Below are 14520 nucleotides of genomic sequence, written 5' to 3' on the forward strand. Positions count from 1 at the left end.
TGCCACTTTCATGGCAGTTTATTTCTATCATTAAGCTAAAAGTTTCGTGTTATCTCGATACACTAGCTTAGGTGGTTGAGATTTTTCAACCGTGTCTTGTTCAACAATCACTTGTTTAATATTTTTTTCTGATGGTAAATCATACATCGTATCTAATAAAATATTTTCAACAATCGAGCGTAAACCACGCGCCCCTGTTTTACGTTGCATCGCTTTGACGGCTATGGCGTCTAAAGCTTCTTTAGAAAACTCAAGATCTACACCATCTAAATCAAACAATGCTTGATATTGTTTAGTTAATGCATTTTTAGGTTCAGTCAATATACTGATTAGCGCATCTTTATCCAATTCAGATAGTGTACCAATCACAGGTAACCGTCCAATAAATTCTGGAATTAAGCCAAATTTCACTAAATCTTCAGCTTCGATTTGGGCTAACAGTTCAGATTCAGAAGCTTTTTGCTTGGTACTTTTAACATCAGCGCCAAAACCGATTCCTGTATTAGTTGAAACACGATTTTCAATGACTTTATCCAAGCCACTAAATGCGCCACCACAAATAAATAGGATTTTTGATGTATCAACTTGTAAAAATTCTTGTTGAGGATGTTTACGTCCCCCTTTAGGTGGAACGGATGCAACCGTACCTTCAATAATTTTTAACAATGCTTGTTGAACTCCTTCGCCCGACACATCCCGTGTGATTGATGGATTATCTGATTTTCGTGAAATTTTATCAATTTCATCTACATAAATAATACCACGTTGCGCTTTTTCAACGTCGTAATCGCAATTTTGTAGTAATTTTTGAATAATATTCTCAACATCTTCGCCCACATAACCCGCTTCCGTTAGCGTTGTGGCATCGGTCATTGCAAAAGGAACATCCAGATATCGAGCCAATGTTTCAGCTAATAATGTCTTTCCACTACCTGTTGGTCCAATTAATAAAATATTACTTTTACCTAATTCAACATCTCTCGGATTAGAATAGTTGCGTAACCGTTTATAATGATTGTAAACCGCTACAGATAATACTTTTTTGGCGCGATCTTGACCAATAACGTACTCATCAAGATGTGCACGAATTTCATGAGGGGTTGGTAAAGGTTTACTGATAAACTCTTCATGGGAAAGAAAGTTTTTAGTTTCCTCTTTCAAGATATCATTACACAAACCAATACATTCGTTGCAAATATAAATAGATGATGGCCCTGCAATGAGTTTACGAACTTCATGCTGACTCTTACCACAAAAAGTACAATAAAGTAATTTTTCGGAATTTGTTTTATTCACTTTAACCACCTACCTAGTCTGTTATTAAGATCGTTTACTGTATATGGCATCCACTAAACCATATTCAACCGCTTTTTCAGCAGACATAAAGTTATCACGATCTGTATCTCTTTCAATCACGCTAATATCTTGACCTGTATGCATCGCCATAATTTTATTTAATCGACTTTTAACCTGTAAAATTTCTTGAGCATGAATTTGTATATCAGAAGCTTGACCTTGAAAACCGCCTAATGGTTGATGGATCATCACTCGAGCATTAGGCAAGCAGTAACGTTTTCCTTTTGTACCGGCAGTTAGAAGTAAAGACCCCATTGAACAAGCTTGGCCTAAACAAATAGTGCTAACATCAGGTTTGATAAATTGCATCGTATCATAGATTGCCATTCCTGCTGTTACTACACCACCAGGTGAATTGATATAGAGATGAATATCTTTTTCAGGATTTTCGGCTTCTAAAAATAGCATTTGAGCAATAATTAAATTAGCCATGTTATCTTCAACTTGACCTGTTAAAAATATAATCCGCTCTTTCAATAAACGTGAATATATATCATAAGCCCTCTCTCCACGAGAACTTTGCTCAACCACCATTGGTATAACACTCATAAATGGTTCCAAAGGCATTTTTATCTCCTAATTAAACAAAATAGCCCAAACAGATAATCCTTATTTGGGCTTTAAAGTAATTTTTTTAAACTGAATAAAACTGCTAATTAAGCCATTTGCTGATTCATTAATTCAGAAAATGAAGAATTTTTATCAGTTACTTTTGCACTAGCTAATAACAGATCAACAACTTGATCTTCTAGCGCTACAGAACGGATATTGTCCATCGCTTTTTTATCTTTGCGGTAATATTCTATCACTTCTTTAGGATCTTCATAAGCCGTTGCTATTTCATCAATCAATGTTTGCACACGAGCCTCATCAGCTTTGAGTTTATTACTTTCAATAATTTCACTGAATAATAATCCAATACTGACACGTCGTTTTGCTTCAGCTTCAAATAACTCTTTTGGTAGTTCCATTGGTTGTTTCATGTTGCCACCAAAACGTGATAAAGCCTGTTGACGTAATACATCAACTTCACGATCGATTAACGCAGTTGGAACGTCAATTTCATTATTTTTAACCAATCCATCGATAACTTGTGATTTGATTTTGTTACGAATTGTCGCATTAAGTTCACGTGTCATATTTTTACGAACTTCAGCGCGTAAACTTTCGATTGTTCCATCAGCAATACCAAAACGTTTAATAACATCTTCAGTCAGCTCAGGAAGTTCAAGCTCTTCAACTTTTGTCAATGTTGCAGCAAATACAGCTGGTTTACCTTTCAAGTTTTCAGCGTGATAATCTTCCGGGAAGGTTACATTAATATCAAACGAATCACCTGCTTTATGCCCAATAATCGCATCTTCAAAACCTGGGATCATTCGACCTTGTCCTAAAACTAATGCAAAATCATTAGCTTTTCCACCTTCAAACTCTTCTCCATCTACTTTACCCACAAAATCTAAAGTCACTCGATTTTGTTCGCCTGCAGCTTGTTCTGTTACTTTCCAAGTACCTTGTTGTTTACGTAGTGTTTCAATCATAGTTTCAACATCTGCATCGACAACTTCTGCAACAGGTTTTTCAACTTCAATTTTATCTAAATCTTTAACTTTAACGTCAGGATAAACTTCGAATTCAACGTTAAATGTGTAATCTTCTCCATTTTTATATTCTTTAGGAGTATAAGTTGGAGCACCAGCTGGATTTAATTTTTCTTGAATAATCGCATCAATAAAACTTTTTTGCATTAAATCACTTAATGCTTCTTGTAAAATTGAAGCACCGTAACGCTGTTCAACAAGTTTTAAAGGCACTTTTCCTTTACGGAAACCATCAATACGAACTTTTTTAGCCGTATTAACTAATTCTTTATCAATAGCTTTTTTAATATTTTCAGCTTTAATAGTAATTGACAAACGTCGACCTAAACCTTGTGTTGTTTCTACCGAAACTTGCATCTTTATACCTCGGAATTATTGAATATATTCAGCCCATAAATAAATCATCAATGATATTTGGGCTTAAAAAAATTATAAAATAGGTTGGCATTATACCGACCGAAACTGGCTACGTCGAGCTATTTAATAGTTTCTTCTCAAGTGATTTCAAGCGTTTATTCATTTCATCAATATGTAAAACTAATGAAGCGGTTTTTCGCCATATTTTATTCTCTTGCAATGGAATACCTGATGAATAAACGCCTGGCTTAGTGATCGGGCGCATAACCATGCCCATTCCAGTCACAGTGACTTGATCACAAATTTCCATATGTCCATTGATTACACTTGCGCCACCAATTAAACAATGACGTCCTATAGTCAGACTTCCTGCCATTATTACACCACCAGCAACGGCAGTATGGTCACCTATAATATCATTATGGGCAATTTGGCATTGATTATCAATAATCACCCCATTACCAATCACGGTATCATCAAGTGCACCACGATCTATCGTAGTTGATGCCCCAATTTCGACATTATCACCGATAATAACACGTCCAAGTTGAGGGATTTTAATCCATTTACCTTTGTCGTTCGCATAACCAAATCCATCAGAGCCAATAACGGTTCCAGATTGAATCAGGCAATTTTTACCAATAACGCAATTATGATAAACAGTTACATTAGCCCACAATTTAGTGTCGGCACCAATAGTCGTATTTTTTCCTACAAAACAACCCGCTCCGATAATGCAGCCATCCCCTAAATGTACACCGCTTTCGATAACGGCATTAGCACCGACCGAAACATTAGCGCCTAATTGAGCGGTAGGGTCGATCACAGCAGAAGGCGCGATATCTTTGGCAGGATCAGGGGTTGTATCAAGATATTGTGCTAATTTTGCATAGGCAAGATAAGGATTTTTAACAATCAATGCAGCACCGTGCCAATACTTAAGGCTATCTTCAGTCATCACAATAGCAGAAGCTTTACATTCTGCTAATTTGCTTTGCAATTTTTGATCCGCCAAAAAAGTGATTTGCCCAGATACAGCGCTTTTCATTGAAGCTATACCGGTAATGAGTATATCTGCATTACCGTGTAATTGTGCGTCAAGATAGTTTGCTAGTTGCTCTAAACGACAAGCCAACATTATTTTTTGACCTTTTCCAATACTTTTTCAGTGATATCAACGGCATCAGAGGCAGAAAGTGCTGCTTCGGCTTTCAAAATAAGATCATATTTTTCAGTAGCAACAATCTCTTTAACTGCACTTTGAATTTGTTTCAATAATTTTTCTGCTTCTTCATTTTCACGTTTACGATATTTTATTGAAAAATCTTTTGCTTTACTTTCAAAATCAGCAATTGTTTTATTTAATTTGCTTTTTTCCGATGCAGATAGTGTTGGACCATCTTTTTTCAAACGAGCACTTGCATTCTTCGCTTTTTCTTCTTGATCTTGTAACGATTTGATTTGTGATTCAAATTCCTTATCTAATGCTTTACCAACGGCTTCCCGTTGAGGCATTTGTTGTAATACAGACATCACATCTATAACACCAATTTTTATTTCTGCATTAGCTATACCTGTATAAAGAAGCGCTGCACTAAGACTAATAATAGATATAATTTTTTTCACTTTTTTCACCTATGTGTATTTCATTTAATTACAACATGGTTTTACCATGTTGAACCTATGTTAAACTGGAATTGTTGAGACGAATCGCCGTCATATTTCTTAAGCGGTATTGCGTAAGAAAATACTAATGGTCCAAGTGGTGACATCCACTGTACTGCAACACCTAGCGAAACTCGTATATTTGAAGGAGAACTGTAATCATGCAAATGATTACCTTTTAAGTTCCATTCGGTATCCCACACCGTACCTGCATCAACAAAGAATGATGTTCGAATACTATCGGAATACTTTTCACTAATAAAAGGCGTTGGAACAATTAATTCAGCACTTGCAAACGCTAATGCATTACCACCTACCGCATCTTTAGACTCTACACATCCTGAAGTATTATTTAAATTACTACAGTTTGCTCTATTAAAATAGACTGCTTTAGGCCCAACAGTATTGGATTTAAATCCTCGAAGCACGGTCGAACCACCTGCATAAAAGTTTTCATAAAATGGTAGCTGTTTTCCACCAAAACCATTTCCATAACCTAATCGACCACGCGTTAAGAATACCCAATTATGATCGTTATCAAGAGGATAATAATAAGATGCATCTGCAACCACTTTATAGAAGCGGTTATCAAATATTGGAGCCGTAATTTTTGCGTTAGCCGATACTTTTAAACCTTCTGTCGGGAAATAACCACGATTTAATGAATTATATGTCCAATTCGCATTTAATAATAAATCATTAGTATCATAGGTCATGGAGTGTTTATTTTTAGTGTTTTCACCCATTGAATGGAAGTAACGCCACATACCATATTGTGGTTTCATATCGGATAATTTCCGATTAGCATACTCGCTACCAAAACGGATAAAATTATTTTCACTAATTGGGAAACCTAAATTAGCTGATGCACCCCACAACTTACTTGAATAAACAGATTCATCATCATCATCATCTGCTTTATAAGTATTGTAATAAATGCTTCCACCTAAGCTCACCCCATCAATAGTAAAGTAAGGGTTTACAACTGATATCGATGCAGTTTTATCGGTATTTGTCGTATTTACATCGAATGAAACACTATTACCCGTACCTAACCAGTTATCTTGCGAAATACCAGCATTAAAACTAATACCACTATCAGAACCAATACCGACACCAAGTTTGATGCTACCTGTGTTACGCTCCGCGACTTTGTAAGTAATATCAACTTGATCTTCGGCCCCCGGAACACGCTCAGTTTCAACATCTACTGATTCAAAAAATCCTAGTCGACTTAAGCGATCTTTACCTAATTCTACAAGTCCATTACTCAGCCAAGAACCTTCCATTTGACGAAGTTCACGACGGATAACACCTTCACTTGTTATGGTATTACCTTCAATGTTGATATTACGAACATAATAACGCGGCCCTACATCAACAAACATAATTAATTTTACGGTATGCGTTGAATCATCCATTTCAGGTTGAATACTGACTTTTGGATAAGCATAACCAAAATTTGCAAGTAGCTGTTTTACATTATCTTCAATATCAGTAATTTTTTTACCATTATACAGATCACCCGTTGAAACACGCTCTTTTGCTATTTTAGTAATCGCATCCTTATGTCCGGCAAAATCCCCTTTGAAGTCAAAATCAGATAATTTATATTGTTCACCTTCATGAATATTGATAGTGACATAAATACCTTTCTTATCTGGCGTTAAACTGACTTGCGTGGATTCAATATTAAAACGCGCATAACCTCGATTTAAGTAGAAGCTTTGTAATTCATCTAAATCAGAAGCTAATTTTTGTTTTTGATATTTGCGATCGCCAAGCATGTTCCACCACGGCACTTCATCACGCAGTGAAAAGCGTGAAATTAGCTCTTCGGACGAAAATGCCTTAGCCCCAACAATGTTGATTTGATCGATTAACGCTGATTTACCTTCCGCTACAACTAGCTTTAAATCAACGCGGTTACGAGATAATGGTGTGACAACAGCTTTAATTCGAGCATTATATTTACCGACGCTATAATAAAAATCTTCTAGCCCTTTTTCCATGGCAGAAAGCATGGTTCTATCAAGTGCGTCGCCTTCCCGAATACCTGAGCTATCTAAATTCTTTTTCAGCATATCATCTTTAATTGATTTATTACCTGAAAAAGTAATACTCGCAATGGTTGGACGCTCTTCAACATGAATGATTAAGCTATTACCATCTCTAGAAATAGTAATATTATCGAAGTTTCCACTCGAGTAAAGTGATTTAACAATATGCCCCAAATCAGACTCACTAACATAATCACCAACTTGGATTGGCATATCAAGCAATGCTGCCCCTTGAGTTACCCGTTGTAATCCTTCAAATTTGATTTCTTTTACTACAAAATCATCAACACAAAATGCATTGGAACTATATACTGCTGTTGTGCTAAACAGCAAAGATGCTATAAGTAATTTATTTATTTTTTTCATTGTAAATGTTTATAACCTCATTCCATCACAATCGTAAAACATCATTAAATAGTGCAATCCCCATTATTACCAGTAAAAAAGCAAATCCGAAACGATAAAAACGTTCTTTTGCTTTAATTGATAAGCTTTTACCTTTTATTTTTTCAAATAATAAAAAAATTAGGTGCCCACCATCTAGCATTGGTAATGGAACAAGATTGATTACCCCCAAACTTATACTAATAAATGCCAGAAAATATAAGTAAGGTGTGAAACCATAACTTGCTGTTTGCCCTGCGCTTTTTGCTATTGTTATTGGTCCTGATAAATGATTAAGTCCAATAACACCTGTTACTAACTGATAAAAAGAACGAATTGTTAACTGAGTAGTTAACACTGTTTGTTCTAATCCTTTGCCAAACCCTTCTAAACATCCATACTGCTTAATGACTGCTTCCGAGGTAGGATATAGCCCCGCAATACCTTCACCATTTGCCTGTATTGACGGCGTTAAATCAAGGTAAAGATTTTTATTTTCACGCTCAATTTTTAATCTTATTTGATTGCCTTTCTTTATTATAGCTGAAAAATCATTCCAATCTACATAAGGGTGTTCATCATAACTTAGAATCTTATCACCAATTTGTAAACCCGCTTTTTCGGCAGCTGAATTTGGTATAATTTTACTCACAATTGGATAAATTTCCAATGTTTTAGGTACCAACCCAAAGGTCTTTATTGCTGATTCTTTTTCAATATCAAAATGCCAATGACGAATATCAACACGTTGACTAACTTCTTTTTGATGATTATTACCAGCATTAATCAAATAGGTAATCGTCACATCATCTTGTCCTAAAATAGACATTAATGCAAAATTTACATCATTCCAACTTTCAATCTGTATATTATTAATCTTTTTTAACTCTGCCCCTGAAGGGATATTCACAGTAGCAACAGGTGTATCGGGTATTGTACTGCCTATTTTAACCGGATAGGTAACAACACCAAGCATAAAAATTATCCAATAAAGAATGAAAGCTAAAATAAAGTTAGCAAATGGACCTGCAAATATAATTGCTGCTCGTTGCCATATCTTTTTTTTATCAAAAACCTGTTTTTCTTCGTCGGTTGATAAGTTTTTCGCATTTCCGTCCAGCATTCTAACATAACCACCTAGTGGAATCATAGCAATGACAAATTCTGTTCCACCTGAAAACTTATGTGACCATATTTTTTTCCCAAATCCTATGGAAAAACACTCAACCCGAACGCCACATAGCCTTGCCACGAAAAAATGCCCAAATTCGTGTACTGTAACTAATATACTAATGGTAATAATAAATAACAACAGAGACCAAAGCAAAGTTAATTACCTTATTTAAAATAAATTGAAAGATAATGCTGCAAAAATCGGCACTGCAGCAGTCAAACTATCAATACGATCTAAAATACCGCCATGTCCAGAGATTAAATTTCCACTATCTTTGATGCCTGCTTCACGTTTGAACATGCTTTCAGTTAAATCACCTAATGCTGATGCAAAAATAGCGAATAAAGAACTCATAATAAAACTGGTCAAATTAATTGAAATAAATCCGGTAAAGTAGGCAATAAAACTAATAACAACGGCAACAATCACACCGCCAATAAATCCCTCTAAAGTTTTACCGGGTGAAACTTTTGGTGCTAATTTACGTTTCCCCATACTGCGCCCAACAAAATAAGCGCCAGTATCTGTTGCCCAGACTAAAATAAAGACATATAACAGACAATAAGCGCCGGTATAAGTATTCGCACTATAATTAATCATTCTAAGTTCGATCATCCCGATAAAAAAAGGAACGAGAGTAAAAAAAGCAAATATTAATTTAGCAGTGATAGAACCACGCCAATATTTAGCCGTATTTGGATAGGTAAGAACTAAAAATAGTGCAACCAACCACCAACATAACGAAAGTAACAATACCCCTGAATATAACTTCAATTTTACCACAACCGGAATGGGTAATAGACAGAGTAAACTTAATAAAATAATAACGACTAAAGCAAATATAACTCTTTGCGGTTTTTGGGTTATTGCTAAAAACTGCGACCACTCAAACGCTGCAAGACCACAAATAAAAATCATAATATAAGTGAAGAGTGATAATGGCGCGAAAAAAAGCGTTAGTATAACAATAGGTATTAGAATAATAGCAGCTAAAATACGGTGAATTAACATGATTGCTCCTCCACTAGAATACCGCCAAAACGACGATCTCGGGTATTAAAATCACTGATTGCTTGATCAAATAAAACCTGATCGAAATCTGGCCATAAGGTATCAGTAAAATAAAGTTCAGCATAAGCAATTTGCCATAATAAAAAATTACTTATTCTGTATTCACCACCAGTACGAATAACTAAATCAACATCTGGAAAATCACCCATTGACATTTCTAACCCTAAACGTTCCTCAGTAATATCATCTATCATCAACTCACCATGTTTTACTTGTATTGCTATATTGCGGGCTGATTGTAATATATCCCAGCGTCCGCCATAGTTAGCGGCAATATTTAACACCAGTCCCGAATTATTTTTAGTTAATGCCTCTGCATTAACTATCATAGTTTGAAGTTGCTCATTAAAACGCGAAATATCCCCAATGATATTCAAACGAATATTATTTTTATGTAAACTTTTTGTTTCTCGGTTTAATGCATAAATAAATAGCGAAAGTAAAGATGACACTTCATTGGATGAGCGTTTCCAATTTTCACTACTAAACGCATATAAAGTTAGTACTTTGATACCAATGGTTGCAGCATAACTCACAATTTTACGCACAGCTTTCAAACCGGCACGATGACCAAATGCTCGTAATTGATTTTGTTTTTTTGCCCAGCGACCATTTCCATCCATAATTATAGCCACATGACTTGGAATACATCTTTCTTGTGTCATGTAATATCTCGCGTTATATCAATCATGTTATGACTAAATTTCGTAATATTTTTCAATTATCGTGTACCATAAACGACAATCGTTTTACCGTGTGCAGAGATGAGATGCTGATCTTCAAGCATTTTTAAAATTCGCCCTACTGTTTCTCGTGAACAACCAACTATCTGACCTATTTCTTGACGAGTAATTTTGATTTGCATGCCATCCGGATGCGTCATCGCATCGGGCTGTTTTGCTAAATTTAACAAAGTTTGTGCAATACGACCGGCAACATCAAGAAAAGCTAAATTACTGACTTTTTCTGAAGTCACTTGTAAACGACTTGCCATTTGGCTTGCCAATCGCATCAAAATATCAGGATTCACTTGTACAAGTTGTTTAAATTTTTTGTACGATATTTCAGCCACTTCGCAACTTGTTTTCGCTTTAACCCAAGCACTTCGTTCTGTGCCTTCTTCAAAAAGTCCTAATTCGCCCAAAAACTGACCTTGATTTAAGTAAGACAAAATCATTTCATTGCCTTCATCATCCTTGATTAAAACAGCAACAGAACCTTTAACGATGTAATAGAGAGTTTCGGCTTTTTCTCCTTGGTGAATCAGGGTACTTTTAGCTGGATATTTATGAATATGGCAATGAGACAAAAACCATTCCAACGTTGTATCCGATTGTTGCTTACCGATAATCATTCAGTCCTCTCTATACTATTTTACAATTTACAACTTATACACTATAACAAAATTACATAATAAATTATATACTCACAATTAAGATAATCCGTTTTTTATTCTAGATAAATCGTTGTTATATCACTTATTATAGCTATAATATCAGGACTAAATATTTAAGTTTGATTTTTACACAATTTCTGGAAGATAACGATGAAAAATGAATTCGTGAATCTAATTTATATAACAATTAAATATTTATAAAGAATTCAATTAGGCAAAAAGTATATTGATTTAATTCTAATTATACTCTAACAAACGTGATGACAAAGTACGTCATCGTAAGCAATATCAATGACCAATGGAACAACTTCACCGTCAAAAATGCTGTGATTGATCTGTGATTCGCTTTAAATGTTCTGAAATCTCTTTTTGGGTTTTTAGTGTCCTAATCTGACTAAGTAAGTCTGATGCAGGTGCATAGTATTGCCGAAAATAAGCAAGCCACTGTTTAATGCGAGCTGAGTGATATAACGGTTTTACATCTTCTATCGTTGTGGTTGCGTAACGCATTAATATATTTAATACGTTTTGCCAGCTTAAAGGCGCTTCATTAAAACGTATTATATTCGCTAAATTTGGTACAGTTAATATTCCGCGTCCTAGCATAATATCGCTTGTTTGACTTTGCCTTACACAATCTTGCGCATTTTGTGTAGAAAAAATTTCGCCATTGGCTATGATCGGAATATCGACCCGTTGCTTTATATTTCCAATTGTTTGCCAATCAATTTTATCGGCTTGATAACCATCCGCTTTTGTTCGACCATGAATAACCAACTCATTTGCACCAGCAAGTGCAATGGCGTCAGCAATTTCATAACAATAAGATTTATCTGCCCAACCTAAACGAATCTTAACGGATAATATTTCGGATGTTCCCATTGCCTGTCTGACTTGCTTAACAATATTGAAGATTTGATCTGGATATTGCAATAGATATGCGCCACCATGACTACCAACGACGGTTTTAGCAGGACAGCCAAAATTAATATCTACCCCATGCGAGCCTAATTCAATTGCTTTAACGGCATTTTCAGCCATCCATTCGGGTGATTGTCCAAGAATCTGCACACGGACTGGAGTACCGGATGCCGTATTGCCGCCATGATGCAGCTCGGGACAAAGTCGATAAAAAGTTCGATTGGATAATTTATGATGAGTAATGCGCACAAACTCGGTCACACAGTAATCCAATGCGTTTATTTCAGTCAAAATTTGCCGGACATGATAATCAAGTACCCCTTCCATTGGCGCTAAAATAATACGATCGATGTTCATTGTGTTACCTATATTTTATGACTGTTACCACAAACCTGACAATCTGGCTGTTTCGACAAAGATACGTGGTTAAAATGCATACTTTTTGCATCAATCAGCAGTACACGACCAACCAAAGGTTGACCATAATCAGTCAAAACTTTAATTGCCTCTAATGCCTGCATGGAACCAAACATACCTACTAAAGGCGCCATTACCCCCGCTTCAACACAAGTCAGTTGATCTTGCCCAAACAATCGACTTAAACAGTTATAACAAGGCTCATTTGCTTGATAAGTAAAAGTCGTTAATATGCCTTCCATTCGAATTGCAGCACCAGACACTAACGGTTTTTTTACTTGGAAACAGCAGCGGTTAATCTGCTCTCTGGAGGATAAATTATCGGTACAATCAATGACAAGACTATGTTGTTTTATAAGAGATGTTAACGAAACATCATCAAGTTTCTGATTAATAGTATCGATTTCAATATCAGAATTCATTTTAATTAATGTTTGTTTCGCCACATCTACTTTCAGTTGGTTAATCTCTTGATTAGTATATAAAATTTGACGATTTAAATTGGATTCTGATACGGTATCAAAATCAACTAGCGTCAATTTACCTATACCTGCACGGCTCAAATAAAGCGAAGCTGCGCACCCCAAACCGCCTAGCCCGATGATCAATACTGCACTATTTTTTAACATTTGCTGTTTATCGATATCAAAGCCTAGTAAGGAAATTTGCCTGTCATAACGAAGTAATTCTTGATCGGATAGTGCTAGCATAGGGAATCATCATCGTGATTAATCATAAAGAATCTATTATAGCAGAAACTTGGCACAGCATTGTGCCAAGTCATAAACATTATTTATCAAAACTCGCTAAGAAGTTTAAATACTCGTCTTTGGTCATAAGAGGTTTATAGTTTGATAATAATGTTTGAGCTGGTTTTGCATCATCATATAGTAAATCGATAATGGTACATGCCATCATCTGGGCTGGACGAATATAAGCCATCTCTTCATCAAATACCGTATAATCTTTGCCATGTAACACACCTCTAACGGATCCTATCCACGGATGACTAACAGGCATGATATGCGATAAATCGCCCGTATCTGTGCTACCGGTCATATGCGGTGCAACCGACACATTTTCCTCGCCAATTAACGCTTCAGCATTTGATTTCAAAAATGCATTTAAGGTTGGATTATTTTGCAATGGGAGATAACCCGGTAAATCTTTAATTTCACAAGTTGCCCCTACAGCCATTGCCCCAGCTTTTAATGCCTGATTAATTCGTTCATTAGCATCAATCATTGCCGGAACATTACCCGCTCGAACATAGCTTTCCATTCTGACATCACTTGGCACAACATTTACCAAATCCCCTCCTTGGGTAATGATTGGATGAAAACGAATATAATCTTTTTCCTGAAACGTTTCACGTATGGCATGAACGCCCATCATCCCCATCATTGCTGCATTTAACGCATTAACACCAGCATGAGGAGCCGCCGCTGCATGTGCTGCTTCACCTTTATACTTGATTAATTTACCGATAAATCCATTACTTGTGGTTGAAATCTCAATAAATCCGTCTTGGCGATCGTTTGGTACACTGGTTAAATGAATTTGAAGTGCCATATCCACATCATCAAATTCACCCCGTGAAATAAGTTCGGGTTTACCGCCAATATACTTAATTTTACCTTCTTCAATCAGACGATTACGATAAGTAATTTCAACGTATTCTTCGGCAGGTACTGCAAAAGGAACGACATCACCGGCTAAAAATTGCATCGCTCCAGAATCGATTAATCCCATGGTGACAGCCATCATATTCGCTATTTGAGCATTATGACCACAGCAATGGGCAGCGCCAGAGGTTTCATCGGCTGCAGGATGGTCAGCACAGATAATGGCATCAAGCTCACCAATAATTGCGACACTGCATTGGCTTCCTTTTCCACCTTTTAAGCGCCCTTTGACCCCTGTTAACGCCAATTTATTTTTATAGGGTACACCAAGTTTTTCAAAAGCTTCTTCAACTTTTTTTGCGGTTTTGTGTTCTTTATAGCCCAGTTCAGGTTCAGCCCAAATTGCCTCAGCAATCGCTTTTATATCTGCTTTACGATTAGCAATGGCACTGCAAACTTGTCGTTTTAGTTCTTCTTTTGTCATACATTAAAT

The 14520-nt window shown here is 36.0% G+C and carries 13 protein-coding genes; all 13 read right to left on the bottom strand.

Annotated elements, in window-relative coordinates; genetic code table 11:
• Positions 1-30 precede the first annotated feature (30 nt).
• On the bottom strand, positions 31-1296 hold the full coding sequence (gene clpX, locus ACGH6R_RS05245) for an ATP-dependent protease ATP-binding subunit ClpX (RefSeq protein ID WP_267361334.1): 1266 nt from the start codon (positions 1294-1296) through the stop codon (positions 31-33).
• A gap of 24 nt (positions 1297-1320) precedes the next feature.
• Positions 1321-1923: an ATP-dependent Clp endopeptidase proteolytic subunit ClpP gene (clpP, locus tag ACGH6R_RS05250; protein ID WP_065558960.1), complete on the bottom strand. Its 603-nt coding sequence runs from the start codon at positions 1921-1923 to the stop codon at positions 1321-1323.
• An 89-nt stretch (positions 1924-2012) separates the two neighbouring features.
• Entirely contained in the window at positions 2013-3314 is a 1302-nt protein-coding gene (tig, locus tag ACGH6R_RS05255; RefSeq protein ID WP_267352401.1) for a trigger factor, read from the bottom strand.
• Positions 3315-3423: 109 nt separating this feature from the next.
• On the bottom strand, positions 3424-4452 hold the full coding sequence (gene lpxD / locus ACGH6R_RS05260) for a UDP-3-O-(3-hydroxymyristoyl)glucosamine N-acyltransferase (protein WP_267352402.1): 1029 nt from the start codon (positions 4450-4452) through the stop codon (positions 3424-3426).
• A complete protein-coding gene (locus tag ACGH6R_RS05265) occupies positions 4452-4940 on the bottom strand; it encodes an OmpH family outer membrane protein (protein WP_267352403.1) in 489 nt (162 codons plus the stop codon). Before ACGH6R_RS05265 ends, lpxD begins: the two co-directional genes overlap by 1 nt.
• 41 nt (positions 4941-4981) lie before the next feature.
• The gene (gene bamA, locus ACGH6R_RS05270) at positions 4982-7405 is read right to left on the bottom strand and encodes an outer membrane protein assembly factor BamA (protein ID WP_267361331.1); all 2424 of its coding nucleotides are present in this window, start codon (positions 7403-7405) and stop codon (positions 4982-4984) included.
• Positions 7406-7430: 25 nt separating this feature from the next.
• The gene (rseP, locus tag ACGH6R_RS05275; protein ID WP_411599083.1) at positions 7431-8750 is read right to left on the bottom strand and encodes an RIP metalloprotease RseP; all 1320 of its coding nucleotides are present in this window, start codon (positions 8748-8750) and stop codon (positions 7431-7433) included.
• A 15-nt stretch (positions 8751-8765) separates the two neighbouring features.
• Entirely contained in the window at positions 8766-9608 is an 843-nt protein-coding gene (locus ACGH6R_RS05280; protein WP_411599084.1) for a phosphatidate cytidylyltransferase, read from the bottom strand.
• Positions 9602-10333 (bottom strand): polyprenyl diphosphate synthase, encoded by a 732-nt coding sequence (uppS, locus tag ACGH6R_RS05285; protein ID WP_411599085.1) that lies wholly within the window; start codon positions 10331-10333, stop codon positions 9602-9604. Before uppS ends, ACGH6R_RS05280 begins: the two co-directional genes overlap by 7 nt.
• A 56-nt stretch (positions 10334-10389) precedes the next feature.
• A complete protein-coding gene (gene crp / locus ACGH6R_RS05290) occupies positions 10390-11022 on the bottom strand; it encodes a cAMP-activated global transcriptional regulator CRP (protein WP_267352408.1) in 633 nt (210 codons plus the stop codon).
• Positions 11023-11379: 357 nt separating this feature from the next.
• On the bottom strand, positions 11380-12342 hold the full coding sequence (gene dusC, locus ACGH6R_RS05295; protein ID WP_267361325.1) for a tRNA dihydrouridine(16) synthase DusC: 963 nt from the start codon (positions 12340-12342) through the stop codon (positions 11380-11382).
• 8 nt (positions 12343-12350) lie between these two features.
• Complete coding sequence (locus tag ACGH6R_RS05300) at positions 12351-13112, bottom strand: molybdopterin-synthase adenylyltransferase MoeB (protein WP_411599086.1); 762 nt, start codon at positions 13110-13112, stop codon at positions 12351-12353.
• A gap of 79 nt (positions 13113-13191) precedes the next feature.
• Positions 13192-14511 (bottom strand): amidohydrolase, encoded by a 1320-nt coding sequence (locus tag ACGH6R_RS05305; protein WP_411599087.1) that lies wholly within the window; start codon positions 14509-14511, stop codon positions 13192-13194.
• Between the last annotated feature and the right edge of the window lie 9 nt (positions 14512-14520).

The organism is Gilliamella sp. CG13, assembly GCF_046635805.1.
In the GTDB taxonomy this organism is placed as follows: domain Bacteria; phylum Pseudomonadota; class Gammaproteobacteria; order Enterobacterales; family Orbaceae; genus Gilliamella; species Gilliamella apicola_I.